The sequence below is a fragment of the Rhodanobacter sp. sgz306013 genome (assembly GCF_057031145.1).
In genome coordinates this window covers 98,839-125,205 of record NZ_JBXCIJ010000003.1, presented here as the reverse complement: position 1 = coordinate 125,205, position 26,367 = coordinate 98,839, and the positions used below count along the sequence as shown (strand labels likewise).

The following is a 26,367-nucleotide window of genomic DNA, read 5'->3' as shown; positions in this document are numbered from 1 at the left end:
GCCATCTCTGCACGAATTACATCGGGTAGACCTGTCCGTCGCGCACCTGCACGTAATCGCCGTTGCGGACATTCGGGTTCTCACGCTGGGTCACCGTGGCGTACTGGCCGTTGTCCAACCGCACCACGATCCGCCAGGCATTACCGCCACCGTCGGAACGCTTGCCGATCTGGTTGCCGACCACACCGCCGGCCACCGCACCAGCCACCGTGGCGGCCTTGCGGCCGTCGCCCTTGCCGATGGTGCTGCCCAGCACGCCGCCGGCCACCGCACCGATCACCGCACCCAGCACGCCGCCGTTGCCATTGCCATTGTCGACATACACCGGCTGCACGTCCTGCACCACGCCGCAGCTCTGGCAGCGGCCGTAGCCGCCGCCGTAGCCTTGCCCGTAACCCTGCCGGTAGCCACCGTTGCCGTATCCGGGACCGGTGGCGCAACCGGCCAGCGCCAGCCCTGCCGCCAGCACGGCCACCGGAACGATGCGTCGCATGGGGATGTTCATTGCACTGCTCCTTCGAGGGCTGCGGGAGGGGTGATCAGCGTGCGTCCGAAACGGCCGTCACGCCCTCCTGCACCTGCACGCGATCACCCGGGTCGTGATCCATGCGGGTGGTGCGGGTGACACCGTTGTACACGTACTGCACGTCGTAACCGATGATCTTGCCGCTGGTGCCGGCGACCGTGCTGCAGCGGCGCTCGACCGACTGCGTCACCTGCGGCTGGTGATGCGCGTTCTCGATGCGGTTGCCGGCATAGCCGCCACCCACCGCACCGGCCACCGTGGCCAGCGTCTTGCCCTTGCCGCCGCCGACCATGTGGCCGAGCAGGCCGCCGGCGACGGCGCCGATCGCGGTGCCGGCAATGTTGTGCTGGTCCTTCGGCGGCGCCGTGTGATTCACCACCTCGTCGCGGCAGGCCTCATGCGCAGCCGTACCGGACGAACGCACCGGCGTCACGCTGACCACCTGGGCGTACTGCGGACCGGCCGGCTGCTGCGCGGCGGCAGCCGAAGCGTCCGCCTGCGCTCCCTGGGTACCGGCATCGGCACTGCGGTTGCAGGCCGACAAGCCAACGGCCAGCGCGGCAGCAATCCCCACATTGAGTGCATTGACCATCAACTTGTTCATAACCATCCTCCTCTGTCAGTGTCCGGCCGTGACAGGGTGCGACATGCACCCGCCTGCGACCTGCAGCGCCATTGAACCTTCACGTATCTGAATACTGCCTAGACCGCCGCCGTTACACTAACTTCACGTTGAGGTTGCTTCAGCCGGCACCGCCCCCCAGTATCGGAAAACGAGAGACGCATCACGCCCGTGCTAGTCGACAGCCATGTCCACCTTGACGACCGCGCTTTCGACGCCGACCGCGCCCAGGTGCTGCAGCGGGCACGCGACGCCGGTGTCGGGCAGATGGTGGTGCCGGCCGTCGACGCGTCCAGCTGGACGCGCATCCGCGACCTCTGCGCGGCGCATCGGGACACGCTGTTTCCCGCCTACGGCCTGCACCCACTGTACCTGCGGCAGCATGCGCCCGCTGATGTGGATGCCTTGTTGTCATGGTGTGACACGAACGCTGCCGTGGCAGTCGGCGAGATCGGCCTGGATTTCCATGCCGCCGAACTGGATCCCGTGCTGCAGCGCAGCTACTTCACGCGACAGCTGGCACTGGCCCGCGAGCTGGACCTGCCGGTGATCGTGCATGCGCGGCAGGCGCTGGAGGAGGTGATCCTCACCCTGCGCCGCCACCCCGGCGTGCGCGGCGCGGTGCACAGCTTCTCCGGCAGCGAGGAGCAGGCGCACCGGCTGTGGCAACTCGGTTTCCTGGTCGGCATCGGCGGACCGGTGACCTACGAACGGGCGCAGCGCCTGCGCCGCATCGTGGCTCGCATGCCGATCGAATTCCTGCTGCTGGAAAGCGACGCGCCGGACCAGCCCGACGCGAACCACCGCGGCCAGCGCAACGAACCGGCGCGCGTCGCCGAGGTGCTGCGATGCGTGGCGACCCTGCGCGGCGAAGCGGCACAGCAAGTGGCCACCGCCACCACGGCGAACACCCGCCGCCTGTTCCGCCTGCCCGGCCCCGCATGCGGCTGACCGCGGCAAGGCACTTGCGTCACGCGCCAGCCTGCGTCTACATTTATTTCATCAGTGAAATATGATTTGGTGAAATGGCTCACCTGGAAAACTGCATCGCGATGATGGACGAAGGCGTCGGGCGGATGCACGAGGTCGTCCCGCAGCTGCCCGCCGAACAGGTCACGCTGTGCCGGTTGATGGTGATGGTGGGCACCCGGCTCGACGACGGGCTGGGGGAGCAGATCCGGCAGCACCAGCTGAACCACAGTGAGTTCCTCACCCTGGTGATGCTGCACAGCCGCCCGGACGGCAGCTCCACCCCCGGCGAGCTGTGCGAGTTCACCTCGCAGGGCAGCACCAACATGACCCGCATCGGCAACGCGCTGGTCAAGCGCGGCCTGATCTCGCGCGGCGCGAGCGCCGAGGACCGCCGCCGCGTCGTTATCCGCATCACCGCCGCCGGCCGTCGCTTCGTGCAGAAGCTGCTGCCGCCGATGTTTCCCCGCGTGGAGGCGATGTTCGCCGGCTTCAGCGCCACCGACCGGCGCCAGCTGAGCCGCCTGCTGCGCAAGCTCGCCCACAACCTCGACCAGCTCGATGCGGACGACGCGTCGTGAAGGAGTGCTGAGATGACCCCCGCCCCGCCCCGCCCGCGTGCGGCACTGGCACTCGTCGTCGCGCTGACGCTCGCCGGTTGCGCGTTTGCGCCGCCGAAGCTGCAGCATCCCGCGCTGCGCGACGACGCGCCGCTGGCCGGGCTCGACCTGCCTGCCCGTGCCGGCTGGCCGGCCACCGACTGGTGGCGCGGCTACGGCGACCCGCAACTCGATGGATTGATGGCTACGGCGCTGGGCCAATCGCCCGACCTGGTGCAAGCGCAGAGCCGCGTGCATACCGCCGAGCAGTCGGTGAAGCTTGCCGCCGCGCAGGCCGGACTCAGCATCAACGGCAATGCCCAGCTCACCCGCCAGCGCATCAGCGAACACGGCCTGATGCCGCCCAAGCTGCTCGGTTTCACCTGGTACAACCAGGCCGACCTTGGCCTGCAGTTCCAGTACGACTTCGACTGGTGGGGCAAGAAGCGCGCGGCGATCGAGAGCGCGCTGGACCAGGCGCACGCCGCCGAGGCGCAGCGCGCCGCAGCGGCGCTGACGATCCAGAACGCGGTGGCCGACACCTATTTCGGCTGGCTGGCCGACGAGGCGCGGCTGGCGCTGGCACGGCGGTCGCTTGCCGTGCAGCAACGGCTGCTGCAGATCGCCGAGCTGCGCGTGCGGCAAGGCGTGGACCTTCCCGACACCGTGCAGGAGGCGCGTTCGCGCCTGGTCGCCGCGCAGCAGGTGCAGACCGCGCTGGAAAGCTCGGCGCAGATCCGCAAGGTGGCGCTGGCCGCCCTGCTGGGCGTGGCGCCGGCGCAGCTGCCGCCGCTCGTGCCGCGGCCGCTGCCTGCGACCAGCGGGATGCTCCCCGCCGACGCCAAGCTCGACCTGATCGCCCGCCGCCCCGACATCGCCGCCAGCCGCTGGCAGGTGGAGGCGGCACTCAAGCAGACCGACGTGGCCCGCGCGCAGTTTTTCCCGGACATCAGCATCACCGCGATGGCCGGCCTGTCCAGCACCAACCAGGGCGCCCCCGCACTGTTCGGCGGGGGCAGCTCCGGTGACCTGGGCAACGTGTTCAGCGCGGGCAGCCGCGTGTTCGGGCTCACCCCTGCGCTGCACTTGCCGATCTTCGAGGGCGGTCGGCTGAAAGCCGCCTACGGCATCAGCCGCGCCCAGCTCGACGATGCCGTGGCGCAGTACGACGCCGCCGTGTTCCATGCCGCCCGCGAAGTCGCCAGCCAGGCCCTCGCCGCCGGGCAGCTGGCCACGACCCGCCAGCAGCAGTCGCAACAGGTCAACGCCGACCAGCGTCTCGTCGCCAGCGCGCAGGCCCGCCTGCGCCAGGGTGTTCGCGACGCCCGCGAAGGCCTGGCCGCGCAGGCGCAGCTGCTGCAGCAGCAGGACCAGGCGGTCAGCCTGCACGCGCAGGCGCTCACCACCGACCTCGCCCTGATCAAGGCGCTGGGCGGTGGCTACCGCATGCCCGCCGACACCGCCAGCACGCCTCCCACTTCCCAGAACATCAGCCGGAGCCCCCGCCCATGAGCGCCACCGAGTCCGCCCAGCCGCAGGACCGCAACGACAGCGGCTTCGCCGCCAAGGATCCGCCCAAGCGCCGGCGCGCGCTGGCCATCGTGACGGCGGTGTTCGTGCTCGCCGCACTGGTCTGGCTCCTGCTCTGGATCTTCGTGTTCTCCACCCGCGAGAGCACGGACAACGCCTATGTGGGCGGCAATCTGGTGGGCATCTCCGCCCAGGTGCCCGGCACCGTGGTCGCGGTGCTGGCCGACAATACCGAGCACGTCGACGCCGGCCAGGTGCTGGTGCGCCTCGACCCCACCGACGCCGACGTGCGCCTGCGCCAGGCGCGCAGCGCGCTCGCGCTGGCGGTGCGCCAGGTCCGCGGCCAGACCGACAGCGCCGGCGGCGCCGACGCCGCGGTCGCGGTGCGCAAGGTGGAGTTGCAGAAGGCCGAGGCAGACCTCAGGCGCCACCTGCCGCTGGTCGCCGCCCAGGCCGAATCGCCCGAGATCGTGCAGCACCTGCGCGATGCGGTGGCCGGTGCGCAGGCCGCGCTGGACACCGCCCAGGCCCAGGCCCAGGCCGCGCACGCCGCCATCGCCGGCACCGACATCGCGAACAACCCCGCCGTGCAACAGGCGCGCGCGAACTTCCGCGCAGCCTGGGTGGCTGCGCAGCGCAACACCATCGTGGCACCGGTGTCCGGCTACGTCGCCGAGCGCAGCGTGCAACTGGGCAACAGCGTGGCGCCCGGCCAGGCGCTGATGAGCGTGGTGCCCCTGCACGACCTGTGGGTGGACGCGAATTTCAAGGAGAACCAGCTACGCCACATCCGCATCGGCCAGCCGGCGAAGGTCACCACCGACCTTTACGGCGGCAAGGTGGAATACCACGGCAAGGTGGTCGGCCTCGGCGCCGGCACCGGCAGCGTGTTCTCGCTGCTGCCGGCGCAGAACGCCACCGGCAACTGGATCAAGGTAGTGCAGCGCGTGCCGGTGCGCATCGCGCTGGACGACAAGGAGCTGGACCAGCATCCGCTGCGCGTGGGCCTGTCCGCCGACGTCACCGTCGATATCAGCCACGACCAGGGCAAGGTGCTGGCCGCCGGCCCCGCGATGCCGGCCGCCGAGACCACGGTGTACGACCGCATCGCCAGCCAGGCCGACGCCGAGGCCGCGAAAGTGATCGAAGCCAATCTTGGCACCGCCGGCAGGTCGCATTGAGTTTTGCCCGTCGTCCCGGCTTTCGCGGGAATGACGGGGACCCCGGAAGCTCCCAGAGCCCCGCACCAGACACCCGCGCGAGCACCGCATGGCCACCACGCCCGAGAACGCCGCCCCGCTGAAACCGCTGCACGGCGGCCCGCTGGCGCTGCTTACCATCGCCGTCGCGTTCAGCACCTTCATGGAGGTGCTGGACATGACGATCGTCAACGTGGCCGTGCCGCACATCTCCGGCAGCCTCGGCGTGAGCCCCAGCGAGGGGACCTGGACGATCAGCTCGTACGCGCTGGCCAGCGCGATCATGCAGCCGCTCACCGGCTGGGTGGCGCGGCGCTTCGGCGAAGTGCGCACCTTCGTCATCTCGGTGCTGCTGTTCGTGGTGTTCTCGATGCTGTGCGGACTGGCCACCAGCATGCCGATGCTGGTGGTCTGCCGCCTGCTGCAGGGCGCCGGTTCCGGCCCAATGGTGGCGCTCTCGCTGACCCTGCTGCTGACCAGCTACCCCAAGGAGAAGCAGGGCATCGCCCTGGCTCTTTGGGCGATGACCGTGGTCGTGGCGCCGATCTTCGGCCCGATCCTGGGCGGCTGGCTCACCGACAACTTCTCCTGGCCGTGGATCTTCTACATCAACCTGCCGGTGGGCATCGCCGCTGCGGCGATCACCTGGACGATCCTGCACAAGCGCGAGACCAGGACCTTCAAGGCTCCGATCGACATGGTGGGCCTGGTGCTGCTGGTGGTGGGCGTGGGCTGCCTGCAGTTCATGCTGGACAACGGCAATGACCACGACTGGTTCGCCTCGCCGCTGATCCTCGCACTCGGCATCGTCGCCCTGGTCTGCCTCACCTTCCTGGTGGTATGGGAGATCCACGCCAAGCATCCGGTGATCGACCTCTCGCTGTTCAGGCAACGCAACTTCACCGTGGGGGTGGTGGCGCTGACGCTGGGCATGTTCGCGTTCTTCGGCATCAACGTAGTGTTCCCGCTGTGGCTGCAGATCGACCTGGGCTATACCGCCACCTGGGCCGGCCTGGCCAGCGCGCCGGTGGGCGTGCTGGCCTTCCTGCTGTCGCCGGTGCTGGGCAAGAACATGCACCGGCTGGAGCTCCGCGCGGTGGTGACGTTCGCGTTCGTGATCTTCGCGCTCACCTCCTACTGGTTCGCCAGCTTCGACAGCAACGCTTCGTTTTCCACCCTGGTGCTGCCGCGCTTCGTGATGGGCCTGGCCATCCCCTGCTTCTTCATCCCGCTGAACCAGATCTACCTCGCCGGCCTGCCCGCCTCGGAGATCGCCAGCGCCTCGGGCCTGTCGAACTTCTGCCGCACCATGGGCTCGTCGATGTCCACCGCGATCACGGTGACGCTGTGGCAGCACCGCAGCGAGCTGCACCACGCCAACCTCACCGAATTCGTCAGCCCAGGCCACCCGGCGGCCACGCAGTTCCTGCAGGACCTGGCCCGGCGCGGCATGCCGCATGCACAGAGCCTGGGCCTGATCGACCAGCTGGTGAACCGCGAAGCGCTCACCCTCGCGGTGAACGACGTGTTCTGGGGCTGCGCCGTGCTGTTCCTGCTGCTGATCCCCATCCTGTGGCTCGCCAGGCCGCCGTTCGGCAGCGCGGGCGGGGCCGTGGGCCACTGAGCAACCGGGCTTTGCTGCAGACCACCCTTGCGCACATCGCCGCGCAGCAACCCGTGGCGGTGCAGACCAATTTCGGCATGTGCGTGCCACTGGTCTACTGGTGCGGCGCAATATCTTCTGCTAGTTTCGCCGCATGGCACAAACCAAGCGCACCATCAAGAAGTATCCGAACCGTCGGCTGTACGACACCGAGATCTCCAGCTACATCACGCTGGAGGAGGTGCGCCAGCTGGTGCTGGACAACGAAGACTTCGAAGTCCGCGATGCCAAGACCGGCGAGGATCTGACCCGCTCCGTGCTGCTGCAGATCATTTCCGAGCACGAGGAAAAGGGGCAGCCGATGCTGTCGCCCCAGCTGCTCAGCCAGATCATCCGCTTCTACGGCGACTCGCTGCAGGGCTTCATGGGGCCGTACCTGGAGCGCAGCCTGCAGGTGTTCCTCGACCAGCAGCAGCAGTTCCGCACCCAGCTCAACAGCCTGATGGGGCAGACCCCGTGGGCGATGGTGAACGAGCTGACCGAGCGCAACATGGACGCCTGGAAGACCATGCAGCGCGGCCTGCTCGACGCGGCCGCGCAGATCACCCCGCAGGGCGGCAGCCGCGGCGGCCACAAAAAGACTGGCTGAAGCCCACCTCTCGCCTTCCATCACGCGCTGCCCCAAGCGGCGCGTTTTGTTTTTCATTGGAGTGCGGCCATGGATGGCCGCCCACTTGATTTTCGCGATCAGGACGATCGCAAAAGCATCGAAATGCGCAGCCAGGGATGGCTGCCCGCGTGATTTCCGCGATCAAGGACGGTCGTAAAGAAACTCAGAAGTGCGGCCACGGACGGCCGCCCGCGTGAACTTCGCGACCAGGGACGATCGCAAAGACCACGGAACCACCATGAGCGCATCCCTCCATTCCCGCCTGGCCCTCGTCACCGGCGGTCTCGGCGGCCTCGGCACCGAGATCTGCCGCCAGCTGGCCAGGGCCGGCCGGCGCGTGGTCGCTGCCGACCTGCCCGCCAGCGAAGCGCGGCTCGACGGCTTCCGCCAGGCCGTTGCCGAGTTCGGCGAAGCGATCAGCCACGAAGCGATGGACGTCAGCGACCACGGCGCCTGCGCCGCGCTGGTTGGCCGCCTCGAACGCGAGCACGGCGGCGTGGACATCCTGGTCAACGCCGCCGGCATCACCCGCGACGCCAGCCTGCGCAAGATGACGCCCGCGCAATGGCACGAGCTGATGCGAGTGAACCTCGACGGCCTGTTCAACACCTGCCATGCCGTGGTGGAAGGCATGGCCACGCGCGGCTTCGGCCGCATCGTCAACATCGGCTCGGTGAACGGCCAGACCGGCCAGTTCGGCCAGACCAACTACTCGGCCGCCAAGGCCGGCGTGCATGGCTTCAGCATGGCGCTGGCGCGCGAGACCGCGCGCAAGGGCGTCACCGTCAACACCGTCTCGCCCGGCTATTGCGACACGCCCATGGTGGCCGCGGTGCCCGCCGAGATCCGCGCCCAGATCGTCGCCGGCATCCCGGTGGGCCGGCTCGGCCAGCCTGCCGACATCGCCCGCGCGGTGGCGTTCCTCAGCGCCGACGACGCCGACTACCTCACCGGCGTCAACCTGCCGGTGAATGGCGGGTATTTCATGAGCTTCTGAGGCTCGTAGCGCAACGCGTATTGCAGTCGCACGCCGCTTGCGGAACAGTGGGCGAACCACTTTTCCGGTACGCGACATGACGCAAGCTCCTCGCATCACCCTGATCGGCGGCGGCCTGGTCGGTGCCTTGCTGGCACGGCGGCTGGCGCAGCGCGGTTTTGCGATGGAAGTGTTCGAAAAGCGGCCCGATCCGCGCCGCGCGGGTTTCCTCGGCGGGCGTTCGATCAACCTGGCGCTGGCCGAGCGCGGCCTGCAGGCGCTGCGTAAGGCAGGGCTGGCCGACGAGGTGCTGCTGCGCGCGGTGATGATGCGTGGGCGCATGGTGCATGCGCAGGACGGCACCCGCGGCTTGCAGCGCTATGGCGTGGACGACAGCGAGGTGATCTGGTCGGTGTCGCGCGGCGCGCTGAACATGCTGCTGCTGGATGCCGCCGAGGCGTCCGGCGTGCGGTTCCACTTCGGCCAGTCGCTGCTTGGCGCGGATTTCGACCAGGGCCGCATCCGGCTCGCCGACGACGCAGGCGGCACGCGCGAGCACGACGCCGGCCTGCTGATCGGCGCCGACGGCGCGGGTTCGGCGCTGCGCGCGGCGATGAATGCCTATGCGCCGCTGGGCGAGCGCATCGAGCCGCTCGGCCACGGCTACAAGGAGCTTGAGATACCCGATGCCGGCACGTTGCCGTCCGTGCTGGTGCAACAGTCCGGCGGCCACGGCCATTTCGCGCTGGAGCCGCACGCGCTGCACATCTGGCCGCGCGGCGGCTACATGTGCATCGCCCTGCCGAACGCCGAGGGCAGCTTCACCGTCACCTTGTTCCTGCCCGCCACCGGGGCGCATCCCAGCTTCGCCACGCTGCCCGACGCGACCGCGGCGCGCGGGTTCTTCGCCGCGGACTTCCCCGACCTGCTGCCGCTGATCCCGCGTTTCGACGCGGACTTCGCGGATCATCCGGTGGGCACGCTGTCCACGCTGTACCTGGAACGCTGGCATCTTGACGGCCGCGCCCTGCTGGTGGGCGACGCGGCGCACGCCATCGTGCCGTTCCACGGCCAGGGCATGAACTGCGGCTTCGAGGACACGGTGACGCTGACCGAGCTGCTCGCTGCCGCGCCCGGCGACAGCGCCGGCGCGTTCGCCGAGTTCCAGCGCATCCGCCAACCGAACGCCAACGCGATCGCCGCGATGGCGCTGGAAAACTACGTGGAGATGCGCGACTCGGTGGCCGATCCGCACTACCTCGCCAAGCGCGCGCTGGGCGCGAAGCTGGCCGAGCGCATCCCAGGCCACTACATGGCGCGTTACCGGCTGGTCACCTTCACCCACCTGCCCTACGCCTACGCGCTGGAACGCGGCCGGCGGCAGGATGCACTGCTGGAGGAATTGCTGCGCGGCGCCGCGGACGTGGAGGCCATCGACCTCGATGCCGCGGCCCGGCTTTTCCAGTCCACCCTGGAACCTCTGCCGGAGTTGCGCCATGGATGAAGCCCTGCTCGAAGCATTCCGTACCACCACCTACCACGTCTGCCTGGATACGGTGCGCTGGGCCGTCATCCGCGTGGACCTGCCCTTGCCCGCCCCGCTCGCCGCCGCGACAGGCGCACAGCCCTGGGCCTTCGTCACGGCCTGGAACCCGCAGGCGCGCCGGCGCGCGCAGGCCGAGAACGAGGCCGCGCAGCGCGAACTGCTGGCCTCGCTCAGGCAGCAGGCTGGCGTGAACGTGTACCCGGCCATCGGCGTGGGCACCTCCGGCTGGAGCGAACCCAGCCTGTTCGTGACCGGGATGGAGGTCGCGGCGCTGGACCGGCTGACCCGTTCCCACGGCCAGCTGGCCTACGTGCACGGCGAGGCGGGCGGCCACGCCACGTTGCGCGTGCTGGATTGAACCGAGTCGCGGCAGCGCGCCGCATGGACAAGCCCGCGAGGCATTGCGGAAAATGGAAGCAATGACCGCAGCCGCCTCCGCCCCGTTGCTTGAAGCGCACCGCCTGAGCTTCCACCGCCAGGACGAACCGGTGTTCGCGCCGCTGGATTTCCGCCTGCGCGCGGGCGAGCTGGCCCTGGTCGAGGGCGACAACGGCAGCGGCAAGACCACCTTGTTGCGCCTGCTGGCCGGACTGCTGCATGTGAGCGAGGGCCGGCTGCTGTGGCGGGGCGCGCCGTGGCAACGCGAGGCCTGTGCGGGCGAGATCCTGTTCCTCGGCCACCAACTGGGCCAGAAGCTGGAGCTGAGCCCGCGCGAGAATCTCGTCTTCGCGACCGGCGTCCACGGTCGGCGCGAGGGCATACTGATGGATGCCGCGCTCGACGAGGTGGGCCTCGCCGGCTACGAGGACGAGCCGCTGCGGCGACTCTCCGCCGGGCAAAAGAAGCGCGCCGCGCTGGCGCGCCTGCTGCTGCAGCCGGCGGCGCTGTGGCTGCTCGACGAGCCGTACGCAAACCTCGACCGGCACGGCATCGCGCTGGTCAATCGCCTGCTGGAGCGGCATGTGGCGGCTGGCGGTGCGGTGCTGGTGAGCAGCCATGGAGCGGTGGGGTTCCATGGCGGCGAGCCGCAGCGGATACGCATGCATGCGTGAGTTTTTCTCGCAGGGCGGCCTCCGGCAGACTTCAGGGCCTGGCACGCGGCTGTCCACCCGCCGTGGCCGTCCGGGCGCCCGCCATCGCCGGGGCTCCCTCCCGAACCAGGGAGTGAAGCCGTGAGCGGCGCCCCGCTGCCGCGGGCCTGCGCCGCGATGTTGCGGCGGGACCTGCTGTTGGCGTGGCGACGGCGCGGCGACCTGGCGATGCCGGTGTTGTACGCGGTGATCGTGGTGGTGTTGTTTCCGTTTGCGCTTGGGCCCGACCTGGCATTGCTGCAGCGGATCGCGGGCGGCGTGGTGCTGGTGACCGTGCTGCTGGCGATGCTGCTGGCGCTGGATGCGATGTTCGCCAGCGACATCGAGGATGGTTCGCTGGAGCAGCTGGTGCTGTCGCCGCAACCGCTGGCGCCGATGCTGGGCATGAAGATCCTCGCCCACTGGCTCGCCACCGCGCTGCCGCTGATCGTGATCGCGCCACTGCTGGCCGGCATGCTGCACCTGCCGGCCGCGGCGATGCCCGCGCTGCTGCTGGCGCTGCTGCTGGCCACGCCGCTGCTCAGCCTGCTTGGCGCGGTGCTGGTGGCGCTGACGGCCGGCACGCGGCGCTCTGGTATGCTGCTGGCCCTGATGCTGCTGCCGTTGTGCGTGCCGGTGGTGATCTTTGCGGCCGGCGCGGTGGCGGCCGCCCAGGAGGGCCTGCCGTGGTTCGCCCCGGTCGCCTGGCTGGGTGCCGCACTCATCCTCTGCGTGGTGTTGGCGCCGCTGGCCTGCGCGGCGGCCCTGCGCATTGCCTTGGACTCGTAAAGCGATGTCTAGCTGGATCCCGCTCTGGTTGCACAAGCTCGGCTCGCCGCCGACGTTCTACCGCTTCGCGGGCGCGGTGCGGCCGTGGGCGATGGGGCTGGCGCTGCTCGCCGGCGCGATCGGCCTGTACGGCGGCCTGGTGCTGGCGCCGGCGGACTACCAGCAGGGCGACGCCTACCGCATCATCTTCATCCACGTGCCCAGCGCATGGATGAGCATGTTCGTCTACGCGGTGATGGGCATGTCCGGCTTCATGGCGCTGGTATGGCGCATGAAGCTGGCCGAGGTGGTGGCGATGGAATCGGCGCCGATCGGTGCGGCCTTCACCTTCATCACCCTGGCCACCGGTTCGCTGTGGGGCAAGCCGATGTGGGGCACCTGGTGGACCTGGGATGCGCGGCTCACTTCCGAGCTGGTGCTGCTGTTCCTGTACCTGGGCGTGATCGGGCTCTACCACGCGTTCGAGGATCGCCGGCAGGGCGCACGCGCCGCAAGCTTCCTCGCGATCATCGGCGTGATCAACGTGCCGATCGTGCACTACTCGGTGGTGTGGTGGAACACCTTGCACCAGGGCAGCACGGTGAACGTGTTCGGCCATTCGAAGATGGCCTGGGACATGCTGTGGCCGCTGCTGGTGATGACGCTGGCCACCAAGGCCTATTACGTGGCCAGCCTGTGCCGCCGCGCGCGCACCGACCTGCTGGCGCTGGAGGGCGGCAAGGACTGGGTGCGCCGGATCGCCGAGGCCGAGGTCCCACGATGAACGCGCTGCAGCACTTCCTTGCCATGGGCGGCTATGCCGCCTACGTGTGGCCGGCCTACGCGGTGTTCTTCGTCGTGCTGATCGCCGACAACGCGGCGCCGCAGCTGCGCCGCCGCCGCATCCTGCGCGAACTGCACGGCCGCCTGGCGCGCCAGGCTGCGCGTGCGCGCCGTGCGCCGTCTTCTTCCGTCACGCCTACGCCCTGAAGGGCAGGAACGCCGCATGCCGATGAACCCCACCCGCAAGCGCCGGCTCACCCTCGTGATCGTGGTGGCGATAGCCGCCGCGCTGGCGATCAGCCTGGGCGTGTACGCGCTGCAGCAGAACATGAACTACCTGTTCACCCCCAGCCAAGTGCAGTCGGGCCAGGCGACGCAATACAAGACCTTCCGCCTCGGCGGCATGGTCAAGGCCGGCTCGATCCAGCGCAGCAAGGACTCGCTGCAGGTCACCTTCACCGTGGTCGACGCCGGCGGCGCGATGCCGGTGGAGTACACCGGCATCCTGCCCGACCTGTTCCGCGACAACCAGTCGGTGATTGCCACCGGCCACATGGACGGCGCCCGCTTCGTGGCCACCGAAGTGCTCGCCAAGCACGACGAGACCTACATGCCGAAGGAACTGAAGGACGCGATGGCCAAGGCGCATGCGCAGGCGAAGGTGAAGGAAGCCGCGGCGCAGGACAAGAGCCCATGACCCCCGAACTCGGCCAGCTTGCGCTGGTACTCGCCTTCCTGCTCGCCATCGCGCAGGGCGTGCTGCCCCTGCTGGGTGCCTGGCGCGGCAACCGCGCGCTGATGGCGGTGGCGCGCCCCGCCGCCGCCGGCCAGGCGGTGTTCGTGGCGGCGGCCTTCCTGATCCTGGCATGGGCCTTCTTGCATTTCGATTTCTCGGTGCAGTACGTGGCCGACAACTCCAACCTGGCGCTGCCCTGGTATTACCGCATCGCGGCGGTATGGGGTGCGCACGAGGGATCGCTGCTGCTTTGGATCCTGATCCTCAACCTGTGGACGGTGGCGCTGGCGGCGCTCAGCCAACGGCTGCCGGAAGTGTTCGCCGCGCGCGTGCTGGGCGTCATGGGCCTGGTGTCGATCGGCTTCCTCGCCTTCATCATCTTCACCTCCGATCCGTTCGGCCGGCTGCTGCCGATGCCGGTCGACGGCGCCGATCTCAACCCGGTACTGCAGGACCCGGGCATGACCTTCCACCCGCCCGTGCTCTATATGGGCTACGTGGGCTTCTCGGTGGCGTTCGCGTTCTCCATCGCGGCCCTGCTGGGCGGCGAGGTGGAACAGGCCTGGGTGCGCTGGGCGCGGCCATGGACGAACGCAGCCTGGGGCTTCCTCACCCTGGGGATCGTGGCCGGCAGCTGGTGGGCCTATGCCGAGCTGGGCTGGGGCGGCTGGTGGTTCTGGGACCCGGTGGAGAACGCCAGCTTCATGCCGTGGCTGGTGGGCGCGGCACTGATCCATGCGCAGGCGATCACCGAGAAGCGCGGTGGCCTGCGCGCCTGGACCCTGCTGCTGTCGATCTTCGCGTTCTCGCTGTCGCTGCTGGGCACCTTCCTGGTGCGTTCGGGCGTGCTCACCTCGGTGCATGCGTTCGCCTCCGACCCGCGCCGCGGCGTGTTCATCCTGGTCTTCCTCGCCGTCGTGGTGGGCGGCTCGCTGCTGCTTTACGCGCTGCGCGCGCCCAGGGTGACCGGCGGCAAGCCCTTCAACATCGTCTCGCGCGAGACGGCGTTGCTGATCGGCAACCTGATGCTGGCCACCGCGGCGGCGATGGTGCTGCTGGGCACGCTGTTCCCGCTGATCGGGGACATGTTCCACCTGGGCCGCATCTCGGTGGGGCCGCCCTACTTCGGCCTGCTGTTCCCGCTGCTGATGGCGCCCATCGTGCTGCTGCTGCCGTTCGGCCCGTTCCTGCACTGGGGCAAGGCCGACGGCGTCCTGCTGAAGGCGATCGCGCTGCGCGCGGGCATCGCCGCGGCGGCCTGCGCGATCCTGGCGGCGTTCTTCGTGCAGGGCCGGCTGAAGGCGGTGGCTGGCGTCGCCGCAGCAGTCTGGATCACGGTGGGCGTGCTGCTCTATGCCTACAAGCGCTGGCGCGAGCTGCCGCGCGGCCGCCGCTACCCGGCCGAGATGGCCGGCATGCTGCTGGCGCACCTGGGCGTGGCGGTATTCGTGGTCGGCGTGCTGCTGTCCGAGTCGCTGAGCGTCACGCACGACGTGCGCCTGGCGCCGGGCCAGAGCGAGGCCATCGCCGGCTATGTCTACCGCTTCGACGGCGTGCACCGCACCACCGGCCCGAACTGGCGCGCCGACCAGGGTGTGGTCACCGTGCAGCGCGACGGCCGCACCGTGGCGGTGATGCATCCGCAGAAGCGCACCTATGCGCGCGAGCAGGTGCAGACCGAGTCGGCCGTGGACGCCGGCGTGTTCCGCGACCTGTACGTGGCCCTGGGCGAGCCGATGGACCCGAACCATATCGAGGGAGCCTGGGCGCTGCGCCTGTACTACAAGCCCTTCATCCGCTGGATCTGGGGCGGCGGCGTGCTGATGATGCTGGGCGGCTTCGTCTGTGCCGGCGACCGCCGCTTCCGCATCAAGCGCATCGCCGCCGAGGCGGCGGCGGGCAACGGAGCGCCGCAGGAGTCGCCGGCATGAAGCGGCTGGTCCCGTTCCTCGTCTTCGTGCTGCTGGTGGGCTTGTTCGGCTTCGGCATCTGGTGGAACACCTGGCACGACGCGCGCTACGTGCCCTCGCCGCTGATCGGCAAGCCCGCACCCGCGTTCGCGCTGCCGCAGCTGGACGCGCCCGACCAGACGGTGACCAAGGCCGCCCTGCTCGGCAAGCCCTACCTGCTCAACGTGTTCGCCAGCTGGTGCGTGGCCTGCGCCGAGGAACACCCGGTGCTGATGGCCGACGGCCGCCAGCTTGGCATCCCGCTGGTGGGCTACGACTACAAGGACGTGCCCGACGACGCCAGGCGCTGGCTGCGCGAGCACGGCAGCCCCTACGACCTGGTGGTCGCCGACCAGTCCGGCCGCACCGCGATCGACTTCGGCGTGTATGGCGCGCCGGAGAGCTTCCTGATCGACGCGAAGGGTGTGATCCGCTACAAGCACATCGGCCCGCTCACTCCCGAGGTGATCGCCAGGGAACTGCAGCCGGCGATCGCCGCGGTGAAGCGGGAGGCGCCATGAGCAGGTTCCCGGAACCGCGCAGGAGCGCACCTTGTGCCCTAAACGCTTTTCGCGGGAAACCCCCTCGCGCCCGGAGTGCGCTCCGGCGGGTCCTGCTGCTGGCGCTGTTGACGTTCGGCGGCGCTGCCTTCGCCGGCAGCGGCGCGATCGAGCCGCTGCCGTTCAAGGACCACGCGCAGGAAGTGCGCTTCCAGAACCTCACGAAGCAGCTGCGCTGCCTGGTCTGCCAGAACGAGAACCTGGCCGACTCCAACGCCGACCTCGCCCGCGATCTGCGGCTGGAAGTGTTCCAGTTGATGCAACAGGGCAAGAGCGACGCCCAGATCAAGCAGTACCTGGTGGACCGCTATTCCGATTTCGTGCTGTACGACCCGCCGCTGAAGCCCGGCACCTGGCTGCTGTGGTTCGGCCCGCTGGCGATCCTGCTGGCCGGCGGCGCGGTGGTGGCGGTGGCGATACGCCGGCGCAACCGCGACGGCGGCGCCATCGACGACGACATGCCTGCCGACGGCAGGCGGGCCGGCAACGCGCCGGCCGACACGGGGGACGACTGGTGAAGCTCGCGTTCTATCTGGTCGCCGCCGCGATGGTCGCGGTGGCGCTGGCCCTGCTGCTGGTACCGCTGCTGCGCGCCGGCCGTCGCGAGGGCCGTTCGCGCGGCGTGTTCGCGCTGGCGCTGGGCATCGCCTTGCTGCTGCCGCTCGGCGCCGGCGCGCTGTACCTGCACATCGGCACGCCCGTCGCCCTGGACGGCGTGGCCGCCGCGCCCAAGCCCATGGACTTCCAGCAGGCGCTGGCGGAGCTGCGCGCGCACCTCCGGCAGCAACCGGACGATGGGCAGGGATGGGCCATGCTCGCCCAGGCCACCGCCGCACTGAAACAGCCGGAGGAAGCGCGCGACGCCTGGGATCACGCGCTGAAGATCGACCCGAACAGCGTGGCCGCGATGGTCGGCTGGGCCGAGGCCGACTCGATGGCACGCAGCGACCACCTGGTCGACGGCCGCGCGCTCGACCTGCTGCGCCGCGCGCTGGAGCTGCAGCCGGACAGCCAGCGTGCGCTGTGGCTGCTCGGCATCAGCCAGTTCCAGCACGCCCAATACGCGGACGCCGCCGCCACCTGGCGCAAGCTGCAGCCGCTGCTGGAACCCGGTTCCAGCGTGGCCAAGGCGGTGGCCGAGCAGATCGCGAACGCCGACAGCCGTGCCGGCATCAAGCCCGGAACCGAGCCCGCGGCCGCCCCCAGCCAGGGCGCCGCGCTGAAGGTGGAAGTGAGCCTCGCTCCCGCGCTCAGGAACAGGCTCAGGCCCGGCGACCAGCTCTACGTCTACGCCCGCGCGGTGAGCGGTCCGCCGATGCCGCTGGCGGTGGCGAAGTTCGACGCTGGCGCACTCCCCGTCGCCGCCACGCTCAGCGATGCGATGGCGATGACGCCGCAACTAAAACTCTCCTCGGTGGCGCGCGTGGTGGTTTCCGCGCGCATCAGCCACAGCGGCCAGCCGGTCGCCCGCCCCGGCGACCTCGAAGGCAGCGCCGGCGTCGTGGACACCGACCGCAAGACACCTATCGCCATCACCATCGACAAGGTCCGCTGAGATGGCCGACGCGCGCCGCTATTGCGACCTGCCCTCGCCGTTCGCCATGAAACGCGGCGGCGCGCTGCTCGGCGCGCGCGTGGCCTACGAAACCTGGGGCACGCTGAACGCCGCGCGCGACAATGCCGTCCTCGTGCTCACCGGCCTGTCGCCCAGCGCGCACATGACGTCGTGCGCGGCGGACCCCTCGCCCGGCTGGTGGGAGGACATGGCCGGCCCCGGCAAGGCGATCGACACCGACCGCTGGTTCGTGATCTGCGTGAACTCGCTGGGCAGCGACAAGGGCTCCACCTGCCCTGCCTCCCCCAATCCGGCCACCGGCACGCCGTACCGGCTCGACTTCCCGGAGCTGTCACTGGAAGACGTGGCCAACGCCGCGCACGCTGTCGTGCAGGGCCTGGGCATCGCCCGCCTCGCCTGCCTGATCGGCTGCTCGATGGGCGGCATGGCCGCGCTGGCCTACATGCTGCTGCACCCCGGCTCGGTGCGCGCCCACGTCAGCGTGGACACCGCGCCGCAAGCGCAGCCCTTCGCCATCGCCATCCGCTCGCTGCAACGCGAGGCGATCCGGCTCGACCCCAACTGGGCCGGCGGCAACTACGACATCCACGCCAGCGAGAGCGATGGCGACGGTGCGCGCTACCCCGACATGGGCATGAGCATCGCGCGCAAGCTGGGCGTCATCACCTACCGCTCGGCAATGGAATGGAACGGCCGCTTCGCCCGCATCCGCCTCGACGCCGAGCAGCGCGCGGAGCAACAGGCCGCGCAGCCGTTCGGCTTCGAATTCCAGGTGGAGTCCTACCTGGAAGGCCACGCCCGCCGCTTCGTGCGCAGCTTCGACCCGAACAGCTACCTCTACCTCTCGCGCGCCAGCGATTGGTTCGACGTCGCCGAATACGGCAGCGGCAGCGTCATGGCGGGCCTCGAACGCATCCGCATCGAGCGCGCGCTGGTGATCGGCGTCAGCACCGACATCCTGTTCCCGCTGGAGCAGCAGGAGCAGATCGCCGAGGGTCTCCAGGCCGCCGGCGCGCAGGTGGATTTCGTGGCGCTGGACTCGCCGCAGGGCCACGACGCCTTCCTGGTCGACATCGAGAACTACAGCCGGGCGATCGGCGGCTTTCTCGCGCAGCTCTGACCGTCGGGGAACCCGCGCGCGGCGCGCTGGTAGAATGGCGCCACCTAGCCAGCTTTACCGAGAACGCCATGCTCACCACCGAATTCCCCGGCTGTCGCCAGCTGATCGCCGCGATCGACACGGCGGTCGCACAGGGCAGCACGCCGGCGATCACCGACAGCCTGCGCAACAGCCTGTGCAGGCTGATCCGCGGCAACGAGATCCAGCTGCCCGAGTGCGTGCTGGAAACCGCCGAAGGCCGCTACGCACGGCGCGAGCTGTACCGCAGCGAGGACCACGGCTACTGCGTGGTGGCGATGACTTGGGGCCCGGGCCAAGGCACACCGATCCACGACCACGCCGGCATGTGGTGCGTGGAGGGCGTGTGGCGCGGCGCGCTGGACGTGGTGCAGTACGAGCGGACAGACGGCGATGTGGCGGGCCACTACCGCTTCCAGCCCGTGGGCTCGGTGCAGGCCGGCCCCGGCTCCGCCGGCAGCCTGATCCCGCCGCACGAGTACCACACCATCCGCAATCCCAGCGACCGCGACATCGCGGTCAGCCTGCACATCTACTCCGGCAACATGACCCATTGCGCGGTGTTCCAGCCGCTGACGGGCGAACCCGGCTACGAACGCTGCGAGCGCCAGCTGGGCCTCGACCCGGTGCACTGAAGCCGGCATAATGCCCAATCCACATGCCGGTGTGGCGGAATGGTAGACGCGGCGGACTCAAAATCCGCTTCTGGCGACAGAGTGTAGGTTCGAGTCCTATCACCGGTACCAGGAAAAACAAAGGCCGCTTGCGCGGCCTTTGTCGTATCCGATGCCAACCCCATGTTGGTTGTCAGGCATCGGCGCGCCTCAGAGCGCGGCGTCCTTCAGCTTCTTCAGCGGACGCACCTTCACCTTCACCGTGGCCGGCTTGGCGGCGAACACCTGTTCCTGCTTGGTGAACGGGTTGATGCCGGTGCGCTTCGGCTTGGCCGGCACCTGCACGGCGTTGATCTTGAACAGGCCCGGCAGGGTGAACTGGCCGGCGCCCTTCTTGTGCACGGCGCCGAGCACCGCGTGCTCCAGCGCGGCGAGCACGGCCTTGACGTGCTTGGTCTCGACGCTGGTCTGCTGGGCAATGTGGGAGATCAGGCCGGACTTGCTGAGCGTGTCCTTGATCGGCTTGATCGCGGCGGGAGCGGCCTTCGGCGCCGGCTTGGCGGCCTTGGCAGGGGCTTTCTTGGCAGTGGTCTTGGTAGCCATGGGCATCCATCGTGGTTGGTAAGGCACCGCCTCCAGCGAGGCGATGGCCATGCGGCCTGCACAATCTACGCGAATTTAGGGGCTTTGGTGTAGTGCGGTGCGGCGAAATTACAGCTCGCGCACCACCCGGAAACCGACCCGGCCGCTGCGCACGGTGGCGTCGGCGCCCTGGCGCCACGCCGAGCGCGCCTGGTCGGGCGAACTGCCCCAGGAGCCGCCGCGCAAAACGCGCACGCTACAGCCCGGGTTGAGCCAGGCGCTGCCATCGACTGGCGCGCGGATGAAATTGTCATGCCAGCAGTCGGCGACCCATTCGGAGACGTTGCCGCCCATGTCGTACAGACCGAACGGATTGGGCGCGAAGCTCATCACCGGCGCCGGTCCCCAGTAGCCGTCGCCGTAGCCGTTGAACGCGTGGTTCCAGCGCCGGCCGCTGGGCGAGCGGTCCCGCGAGCCGGTGAGGTTCTCCACCTTGCGATCCGGCGTGCCGTTGCCCCACCAGTAGCGCGTGGTGGTGCCGCCGCGCAGCGCGTAGGCGAACTCGGCCTCGCTGGGCAGGCGGTACTTCCTGCCGGTGCGCTGGCTGAGCCAGTCTGCGTAGGCCTTGGCGTCGCCCCAGGAGATGTTGACCACCGGTAGCTTGTCGTCGGCCTTGTGGCCGGCGTAGTCGTCCTGCCAGGTGGCGTTGCCATCGTCGCGCATCGCGCCGCTGCGTTCGTCGTAGATGCTTGCGCCGCCCAGCTTCACCGAATCGGGCACGTAGCCGCTCTCGCGCACGAATTCCCGGAACTGGCCCACGGTGATCGCGCTGCGCGCCATCGCGAAACCCTGTTCGATGACGACCTTGTGCTGCGGCTGCTCGGAGGCATTGTGGCCGCTGTCGTCGTCGGCCGCGCCCATCAGGAAACTTCCGGTGGGAATCACCACCATCGCCGGCGATTGCCCCGGCAGGTCGACGTAGCGATCCGTGAAGACCTGGCCAGGCTTGTGGCTGGCGTAGAGCTGGGCATTGACCAGTTGCTGCTCGAACGCGGCGAGGCCGGCCAATTGCGGGTCGATCGCCTCGGCCTGCCCCGCGAGCTGTTTCGCCATCGCGAGATTGCCCGCATCCAGCGCGGAGTGGGCCTGGCCCAGCACGCCGCTGGCGCGCACCGTACGCATGTCGTCCACCCGCTGGCGCACGTCATGCAGCTGTTGCGAGCCCGGGCGGATCGCCTGCGCCTCGGCCAGCACCTTGTCCGCGCCGGCGAAATCGTTCTGCGCCACCGCGGCCAGCGCGCGATCCAGCACCACGCGCTGCACGTCGAGCACGCCCTGCTCGGCCACCGCGTTCTGAGGGTCGAGCTGCTGCACCTGGCGATAGATGTCCAGCGCGCTGTGGCCCGCGGGCTGGTCCGCCTTGCCCTGCTGCAGCAGGCCGGCCGCCTGCGCCAGCAGCGGACGCACTTCGGTAAGCGTCTTCAGCGCGGAAGCGAGGCGCGACACGTCGTTCGCGCTGTCGGGCAGCTGCTGCAGCAGCGCCAGCTGGTCGCCGGCCTCCTCGGCATTGCCCAGCGCGATGGCGCGCTCGGCCTGCGCCACCAGCCGCGCGCGCACGTCGATCACGCCCTGCGCGGCGCGCCGGCTGTCGGGCTTGTCCCTGGCGGCCTGCAGGAAGAGCGCGACGGCGCTGTCCTTGCCCCCACCCACGTCGCCGGCGGCAAGCGCCTTGTCGGCACGGTCGAGCAGTGCGCGCAGCTTCGGCGGATCGGGCGTCAGCTGCTTCGGCAATTGCGCATGCTCGCGGCTCAGCCGTGCAGCGATCACCGCGGTGGGCGCCAGGGTCAGGGGCGGGCCGGCATTCAATTCCTCGGTGGCGGGCCCGTTGCCTGCAAAAGCACTACCGGGTGCCGCCGCCGGCGCACTCGGCACGCTGCGGCGCACGACCTCGCCCGGCTCGGCGTGGAACAATCGCGGAAAGAAGTGGTAGCCAAGGCCGAAGGCCAGGACGACGATGCCTATCACGCCGCCGAGCGTGCGTTGGCGATGCAGCGTGGTGGTGCTCGGCATGCTTGGGCGTTCCCGGATCGGCCTGTTATCGCGCGCCGCCCACCATATGTCACGACCGATGAAGGGGCAATCCATGCCGGGTGCCCAGGAGCCTGCCTGCGATCCCCGCACCGCCGCGTTGCGTCGCCGTGGTCGTCCGGTGATAGTGTGTGGCGTCGCGCCCGACTGGCCGCCAGGCCAAGCCGCAGGCTGTCGCACAGCGGCAAGGCAAGGCAACCCGAAGGGCTGGCCCTGATCGCCCACGCCCCTGCCTCGTCACCCTGTCGTGGACGGACGTCCACTCCCCCGTTCTTCCCTGGCCTGCGCGCGAACGGCTCCCGGCGCCGACCCAGCGGAAATCGCAAACAAGTTCCAAGGAAACCGCATGCCCCTGCCCGACGTCACCGCCGACTGGATCGCCGACCGCGCCGCCCTGCAAGCCTGGCTGGGCGACGTGCCGACGGATGCCGTGGTCGGACTGGACACCGAGTTCATGCGCCGCGACACCTTCCACCCGCAACTCGCCCTGCTGCAGCTGGGTTGCCGCGGCCGGCACGCACTGGTCGACCCGCTGGCCTTCGCCATCGGCGATGCGCTGCAGCCCGCGCTGGGCACGAGCGATGCCGTCACCGTGATGCACAGCGCGGGCGAGGATCTGGAAACGCTGGCGCCGCTGCTGCCCGACGGCCCGCGCGCGCTGTTCGACACCCAGATCGCCGCCGCCTTCGTCGGCATGGGGCTGGGCATCAGCTACCGTGCCCTGGTCGCGGAGCTGTGCGGCGACGAACTCGACAAGGGCGAGACCCGCTCGGACTGGATGCAGCGCCCGCTCACCGGTTCGCAACGCAGCTACGCCACGCTCGACGTGGTGTACCTGGAATCCATCCACGCCCAACTCGCCGAGCGCTTGCGCCAGCGCGGCCGCAGCGACTGGTTCGCCGAAGACTGCGCGCGACTGAAGCGCCGCGCCAGCCGCCGCGAGGGTGACCCGCAGCCGCAGCGCGCGCTGCGCGGCGCCGCGGAGTGGCCGCCCGAACAGCAGACCCTGCTGCGCCGCATCCTGCTCTGGCGTGACCGCAGCGCCCGCACGCTGGACCGTCCGCGCCCCTGGCTGCTGGACGACGCACTCGCCATGAGCCTCGCCCAGCAGCCGCCCGCCAGCCTCGCCGAACTCGAGCAGCGCGGCCGCGGCCAGCGCGCCCTGCGCAGCGCCCAGCGTGGCGAGCTGTTCGCGTTGCTGCGCGTTCCGGTCGAGGCGGACGAGATCGCCGCCACCGCGCCCATTCCCGCCCACCCGCAGGGCGCGGCCAAGCAGGCGCTGAACGCGATGAAGACCCAGGTCGACACCTGCGCCACCGAACTGGACCTGCCGCCCGGTCTGCTCTGCCCGCGCAAGGTGCTGGAGGAATACGTGGTCACCCGCGAATGGCCCGATTTCCTCGACGGCTGGCGCCGCGACGTGCTGCACGAACGCCTGCCCGGCCTGCTGCCGGGCTAAGGCAGACACCCGCCGGAACCGCCGCGGGGTCTTGGCGGGGCCGCCAGCCACTGCTAAGATGTGCGACTCGCGTGGGGCGGTAGCTCAGCTGGGAGAGCGTCGCGTTCGCAATGCGAAGGTCGGGAGTTCGATCCTCCTCCGCTCCACCAGATCCATCCAGACGAAAAGCCCCGGGAACCTCAGGTTCCCGGGGCTTTTCGTTTCCGTGTCGGCCGCGACTACGCGAGCGTCGCGGCGACGATCCGTGCGACGTCCTCCGTGTCAAGCGCACGCCACGTTCCCGGGACCAGCCCGCCCAGGGTGAGTCCGCCGATCGCCACCCGCTCCAGGGTCTCCACGCGGTTGCCGGTGGCGGCGAACATGCGGCGCACCTGGTGGTAGCGGCCTTCATGCAGCGTCAGCTGCACATGGCGTGGGCCCAGTATGTCCAGCGCCGCGGGGGCGAGCGGCGTGGTTTCCGATTCCAGCAGCAGCGTTCCGCTGGCGAACAGCGCGGCCTCGTCGCCGCGCAGGTCTTCGGCAAGGGTGGCCTCGTAGACCTTGGCCACGTTGGCCCTGGGCGAGATGATCCGGTGCAGCAGCGCACCGTCGTCAGTGAGCAGCAGCAGCCCTGAGGTCTCGCGGTCGAGCCTGCCCACGGTGGAGAGCGCGGGCTCGCGCACACGGTAGCGCGGCGGCAGCAGGTCGTAGACCACGCGGCCGGGATCCTTGCGCGAGCAGGTGACGCCCAGCGGCTTGTGCAGCATCAGCACCAGGCCGGGCAGCGGATCGAGCGGTTCGCCGTCGACGCGGATGCGCGCGGGCTCCACCTTGTCGTCGGCATAGAGCACCTCGCCGGCGGCGTCGGTGATGCGGCCTTCGCGGAACATCCACGCCACCTCCTTGCGGCTACCGTAGCCGAGGTTGGCGAGCAGCTTGACCAGTTTCATGCGCGTACTCCGCGGGCCTCGATCACCTTGAAGCCGTCCTGCAGCGCGAGTTGCCGCACGTCCGTGAAGCGCGCGGCGAGCTGGGCTTCGTAAGGCAGGTGGCGGTTCGCCACGAGCAGCAGGCGGCCCCGCGGCGCCAGGGCGTCGGCGGCGGCGGCGATGAAGGCGCGGCCAAGCTCCGGCAAGTCGGCGCGGCCAAGATGGAACGGCGGATTGCTGACGATGGCGTCGTAGCGCTGCGGCAGGCCGCGGGTGACGTCGTGCCAGTGCACGCCGACGGGAACATCGTGGCCCGCGGCGCGCAGCGCTTTCACGACGTTGCGGCGCGCCGGCTCCAGCGCGCGCGCTTCCGCCTCGTACAGGTCCAGCGCGGTGATCCCGGGGCAGCGCGCGATCAGCTGGGTGGCGAGGTATCCGTAGCCGGCGCCGAGGTCGGCCACGCGGCCGTCGAGGTCGGCAGGGAGACAAGCGGCCAGCAGGGCGGAAGCGCGGTCCACGCGGTCCCAGGCGAACAGGCCCGGGCGGCTCCACCATCCGTCGGCGGTTTCGCGCGGTGCATCCAGCGCGCGCCACGCATCCTGCAGGGCGCGGTCGACGGCGCCCGGCTGCGGTGTGGCCCAGAACGCCCGGCAATGGTGCTTGGACAGGCTGGCCACCGGTCCGGCCAACTGCTTCAGGTCGGCTTCGCCGGACCTGGCGCCTTCGGCGTTAGGCATGGCCGCCAGCAGCGTGCCGCCCGGCGCCAGGTGATCCAGCGCCCGGGCGAACAGCGCGCGCGCCTCGTCGCGCTGGCGCGGCGGCAGCAACAGCACGAGCGGGAAGGTTTCGCCCTCGCCCGGCTCGCCCACCTGCATGCCGCAGCGTGCAAGCTCGTCGGCGAAGGGCAGGAAGCCCTGCTCGCACAGCCAGCCGGGCCGGGCCGATTCGCGCAGGCGCACACCCGCACGGGCGCGCAGGAACAGCGCGCGGCCTTCGGGCGCCAGTTTCAGCACGCCGGTGTCGAAAGGCACGAACAGGGCGGACAGCGCGGCTTCGGGCGCGTCCGCGGCGAAGCCGGCGCTCACGGCTGCGGCGGCGCCGCCGCGGTGGCTGCGGCGGCGGGCAGCTCCCCGACCATCTGCGCCGCCAGCGGCTGGTAGCCGCCCTCGAAATGATGGTCGCCGTTCTTCGCGTGCACGGTCACCCACGCCGGCAGGCCGGGATCGGTGCACAGGCTGTCGTCGGCGTCGTCCTTGCCGTAGTAGCAGACCACCGGGAACTGGTCCTTGAGCGCCTGCACCGGCGGCAGCGCGTCGTAGTGCGGCACCTTGTTGAACTTCTCCAGCACCGTCTTCACGAACGCCTTGAAGCGGCCCTGCGTGATCATGTAGCCCTCGAACTGGATCTCGAAGCTGGTGTCGCGGCTGGGCGAGAGCAGCACCAGCTGGCTGATGCGCGCGCGATTGGCCGGGCTGAGTTTGCCGATGATGGTCGGCAGGACGTCGGCGCCAAAGGAGAAGCCCACCAGCCACACGCGCCGCTTGTGCCATTGGTCCAGGTACTTGGTCATCAACGCGTCGAGCTCGGCGGCGGCGACATCCGGGTCGCGGCTGCGCCAGAAATACTTGAACACGTTGACGCCGAGCACCGGGATGCCCCGCGCCGCGAAGGCGTTGCCGAGCTGCTTGTCGAGGTCGGCCCAGCCGCCGTCGCCGGAATACAGGATGGTGAGCACGTCGCCCTTGCCCGCCGGCGCCGGCACGCCGGCCGCGGGGGCGAGCACGATGGTGGACTGTTCCAGGCCCGGCTTGGAGAACGGCGTCCAGACCAGGGCCAGCCCAAGCACGCACACACCGATTCCAGCCCACATGATCCGCTTTCCTCTTTTTGACCAGC

The 26,367-nt window shown here is 69.9% G+C and carries 28 protein-coding genes and 2 tRNA genes; 23 read left to right on the top strand and 7 right to left on the bottom strand.

The window, feature by feature from the left end; translation table 11 throughout:
* Positions 1 to 16: 16 nt before the first annotated feature.
* Both AC2EWF_RS10065 and AC2EWF_RS10060 read right to left on the bottom strand, forming a co-directional pair.
* Positions 17 to 505, bottom strand: coding sequence for an outer membrane lipoprotein (locus tag AC2EWF_RS10065; RefSeq protein WP_483639240.1), 489 nt, complete (start codon positions 503 to 505; stop codon positions 17 to 19).
* 34 nt (positions 506 to 539) lie between these two features.
* Positions 540 to 1,130, bottom strand: a complete 591-nt coding sequence (locus AC2EWF_RS10060; RefSeq protein WP_483639239.1) for a glycine zipper 2TM domain-containing protein — start codon at positions 1,128 to 1,130, stop codon at positions 540 to 542.
* A 189-nt stretch (positions 1,131 to 1,319) separates the two neighbouring features.
* Here AC2EWF_RS10060 and AC2EWF_RS10055 point away from each other — a divergent pair, with 189 nt between their 5' ends.
* The 21 genes from AC2EWF_RS10055 to AC2EWF_RS09955 all read left to right on the top strand — a co-directional run bounded on the left by AC2EWF_RS10055 (position 1,320) and on the right by AC2EWF_RS09955 (position 19,566).
* Positions 1,320 to 2,099 carry a TatD family hydrolase gene (locus tag AC2EWF_RS10055; protein ID WP_483639238.1) on the top strand — a complete coding sequence of 260 codons (780 nt, stop codon included), beginning with the start codon at positions 1,320 to 1,322 and terminating at the stop codon, positions 2,097 to 2,099.
* A gap of 74 nt (positions 2,100 to 2,173) precedes the next feature.
* Positions 2,174 to 2,698 (top strand): MarR family winged helix-turn-helix transcriptional regulator, encoded by a 525-nt coding sequence (locus tag AC2EWF_RS10050; RefSeq protein ID WP_483639237.1) that lies wholly within the window; start codon positions 2,174 to 2,176, stop codon positions 2,696 to 2,698.
* 12 nt (positions 2,699 to 2,710) lie between these two features.
* A complete protein-coding gene (locus AC2EWF_RS10045; protein WP_483639236.1) occupies positions 2,711 to 4,228 on the top strand; it encodes an efflux transporter outer membrane subunit in 1,518 nt (505 codons plus the stop codon).
* Positions 4,225 to 5,427: an EmrA/EmrK family multidrug efflux transporter periplasmic adaptor subunit gene (locus tag AC2EWF_RS10040; protein ID WP_483639235.1), complete on the top strand. Its 1,203-nt coding sequence runs from the start codon at positions 4,225 to 4,227 to the stop codon at positions 5,425 to 5,427. The genes AC2EWF_RS10045 and AC2EWF_RS10040 overlap by 4 nt, the downstream gene beginning before the upstream one ends.
* 88 nt (positions 5,428 to 5,515) lie before the next feature.
* The gene (locus tag AC2EWF_RS10035; protein ID WP_483639234.1) at positions 5,516 to 7,069 is read left to right on the top strand and encodes a DHA2 family efflux MFS transporter permease subunit; all 1,554 of its coding nucleotides are present in this window, start codon (positions 5,516 to 5,518) and stop codon (positions 7,067 to 7,069) included.
* Between the two features lie 133 nt (positions 7,070 to 7,202).
* Entirely contained in the window at positions 7,203 to 7,697 is a 495-nt protein-coding gene (phaR, locus tag AC2EWF_RS10030; protein WP_077484303.1) for a polyhydroxyalkanoate synthesis repressor PhaR, read from the top strand.
* Between the two features lie 259 nt (positions 7,698 to 7,956).
* The gene (gene phbB, locus AC2EWF_RS10025; protein WP_483639233.1) at positions 7,957 to 8,715 is read left to right on the top strand and encodes an acetoacetyl-CoA reductase; all 759 of its coding nucleotides are present in this window, start codon (positions 7,957 to 7,959) and stop codon (positions 8,713 to 8,715) included.
* A 76-nt stretch (positions 8,716 to 8,791) separates the two neighbouring features.
* Positions 8,792 to 10,198, top strand: a complete 1,407-nt coding sequence (locus tag AC2EWF_RS10020) for an FAD-dependent oxidoreductase (protein WP_483639232.1) — start codon at positions 8,792 to 8,794, stop codon at positions 10,196 to 10,198.
* On the top strand, positions 10,191 to 10,598 hold the full coding sequence (locus AC2EWF_RS10015) for a DUF3293 domain-containing protein (protein WP_483639231.1): 408 nt from the start codon (positions 10,191 to 10,193) through the stop codon (positions 10,596 to 10,598). The genes AC2EWF_RS10020 and AC2EWF_RS10015 overlap by 8 nt, the downstream gene beginning before the upstream one ends.
* A gap of 61 nt (positions 10,599 to 10,659) precedes the next feature.
* Complete coding sequence (gene ccmA, locus AC2EWF_RS10010; RefSeq protein ID WP_483639230.1) at positions 10,660 to 11,292, top strand: cytochrome c biogenesis heme-transporting ATPase CcmA; 633 nt, start codon at positions 10,660 to 10,662, stop codon at positions 11,290 to 11,292.
* 120 nt (positions 11,293 to 11,412) lie between these two features.
* Positions 11,413 to 12,099, top strand: a complete 687-nt coding sequence (gene ccmB, locus AC2EWF_RS10005) for a heme exporter protein CcmB (protein WP_483639229.1) — start codon at positions 11,413 to 11,415, stop codon at positions 12,097 to 12,099.
* 4 nt (positions 12,100 to 12,103) lie between these two features.
* Positions 12,104 to 12,862, top strand: a complete 759-nt coding sequence (locus AC2EWF_RS10000; RefSeq protein WP_483639228.1) for a heme ABC transporter permease — start codon at positions 12,104 to 12,106, stop codon at positions 12,860 to 12,862.
* On the top strand, positions 12,859 to 13,068 hold the full coding sequence (gene ccmD, locus AC2EWF_RS09995) for a heme exporter protein CcmD (RefSeq protein WP_483639227.1): 210 nt from the start codon (positions 12,859 to 12,861) through the stop codon (positions 13,066 to 13,068). Before AC2EWF_RS10000 ends, ccmD begins: the two co-directional genes overlap by 4 nt.
* Positions 13,069 to 13,090: 22 nt before the next feature.
* The gene (gene ccmE / locus AC2EWF_RS09990) at positions 13,091 to 13,558 is read left to right on the top strand and encodes a cytochrome c maturation protein CcmE (protein WP_483639798.1); all 468 of its coding nucleotides are present in this window, start codon (positions 13,091 to 13,093) and stop codon (positions 13,556 to 13,558) included.
* Entirely contained in the window at positions 13,555 to 15,528 is a 1,974-nt protein-coding gene (locus AC2EWF_RS09985) for a heme lyase CcmF/NrfE family subunit (RefSeq protein ID WP_483639226.1), read from the top strand. The genes ccmE and AC2EWF_RS09985 overlap by 4 nt, the downstream gene beginning before the upstream one ends.
* Entirely contained in the window at positions 15,525 to 16,067 is a 543-nt protein-coding gene (locus AC2EWF_RS09980) for a DsbE family thiol:disulfide interchange protein (protein WP_483639225.1), read from the top strand. Before AC2EWF_RS09985 ends, AC2EWF_RS09980 begins: the two co-directional genes overlap by 4 nt.
* Before the next feature lie 98 nt (positions 16,068 to 16,165).
* Positions 16,166 to 16,624: a cytochrome c-type biogenesis protein gene (locus tag AC2EWF_RS09975; RefSeq protein ID WP_483639797.1), complete on the top strand. Its 459-nt coding sequence runs from the start codon at positions 16,166 to 16,168 to the stop codon at positions 16,622 to 16,624.
* A complete protein-coding gene (locus AC2EWF_RS09970; protein WP_483639224.1) occupies positions 16,621 to 17,661 on the top strand; it encodes a tetratricopeptide repeat protein in 1,041 nt (346 codons plus the stop codon). Before AC2EWF_RS09975 ends, AC2EWF_RS09970 begins: the two co-directional genes overlap by 4 nt.
* Before the next feature lies 1 nt (position 17,662).
* Positions 17,663 to 18,802, top strand: coding sequence for a homoserine O-acetyltransferase MetX (gene metX / locus AC2EWF_RS09965; RefSeq protein WP_483639223.1), 1,140 nt, complete (start codon positions 17,663 to 17,665; stop codon positions 18,800 to 18,802).
* Positions 18,803 to 18,870: 68 nt separating this feature from the next.
* Positions 18,871 to 19,455, top strand: coding sequence for a cysteine dioxygenase family protein (locus tag AC2EWF_RS09960; RefSeq protein WP_483639222.1), 585 nt, complete (start codon positions 18,871 to 18,873; stop codon positions 19,453 to 19,455).
* A 25-nt stretch (positions 19,456 to 19,480) separates the two neighbouring features.
* Positions 19,481 to 19,566, top strand: a tRNA-Leu gene (locus tag AC2EWF_RS09955).
* Between the two features lie 78 nt (positions 19,567 to 19,644).
* Here AC2EWF_RS09955 and AC2EWF_RS09950 read toward each other — a convergent pair.
* Together AC2EWF_RS09950 and AC2EWF_RS09945 are read right to left on the bottom strand one after the other, a co-directional pair.
* On the bottom strand, positions 19,645 to 20,037 hold the full coding sequence (locus AC2EWF_RS09950) for an HU family DNA-binding protein (RefSeq protein WP_483639221.1): 393 nt from the start codon (positions 20,035 to 20,037) through the stop codon (positions 19,645 to 19,647).
* Between the two features lie 108 nt (positions 20,038 to 20,145).
* Complete coding sequence (locus AC2EWF_RS09945; RefSeq protein WP_483639220.1) at positions 20,146 to 22,086, bottom strand: SUMF1/EgtB/PvdO family nonheme iron enzyme; 1,941 nt, start codon at positions 22,084 to 22,086, stop codon at positions 20,146 to 20,148.
* A gap of 364 nt (positions 22,087 to 22,450) precedes the next feature.
* Here AC2EWF_RS09945 and AC2EWF_RS09940 point away from each other — a divergent pair, with 364 nt between their 5' ends.
* Together AC2EWF_RS09940 and AC2EWF_RS09935 are read left to right on the top strand one after the other, a co-directional pair.
* Entirely contained in the window at positions 22,451 to 23,563 is a 1,113-nt protein-coding gene (locus AC2EWF_RS09940; protein ID WP_483639219.1) for a ribonuclease D, read from the top strand.
* 73 nt (positions 23,564 to 23,636) lie between these two features.
* Positions 23,637 to 23,712, top strand: a tRNA-Ala gene (locus AC2EWF_RS09935).
* Between the two features lie 69 nt (positions 23,713 to 23,781).
* Here the strand turns inward: AC2EWF_RS09935 and AC2EWF_RS09930 are convergent.
* The 3 genes from AC2EWF_RS09930 to AC2EWF_RS09920 are packed head-to-tail and all read right to left on the bottom strand — an operon-like array spanning position 23,782 to position 26,341.
* Positions 23,782 to 24,492: a pseudouridine synthase gene (locus AC2EWF_RS09930; RefSeq protein ID WP_483639218.1), complete on the bottom strand. Its 711-nt coding sequence runs from the start codon at positions 24,490 to 24,492 to the stop codon at positions 23,782 to 23,784.
* Positions 24,489 to 25,556: a class I SAM-dependent methyltransferase gene (locus AC2EWF_RS09925; RefSeq protein WP_483639217.1), complete on the bottom strand. Its 1,068-nt coding sequence runs from the start codon at positions 25,554 to 25,556 to the stop codon at positions 24,489 to 24,491. Before AC2EWF_RS09925 ends, AC2EWF_RS09930 begins: the two co-directional genes overlap by 4 nt.
* On the bottom strand, positions 25,553 to 26,341 hold the full coding sequence (locus AC2EWF_RS09920; RefSeq protein ID WP_483639216.1) for an AcvB/VirJ family lysyl-phosphatidylglycerol hydrolase: 789 nt from the start codon (positions 26,339 to 26,341) through the stop codon (positions 25,553 to 25,555). The genes AC2EWF_RS09925 and AC2EWF_RS09920 overlap by 4 nt, the downstream gene beginning before the upstream one ends.
* Positions 26,342 to 26,367: the final 26 nt, after the last annotated feature.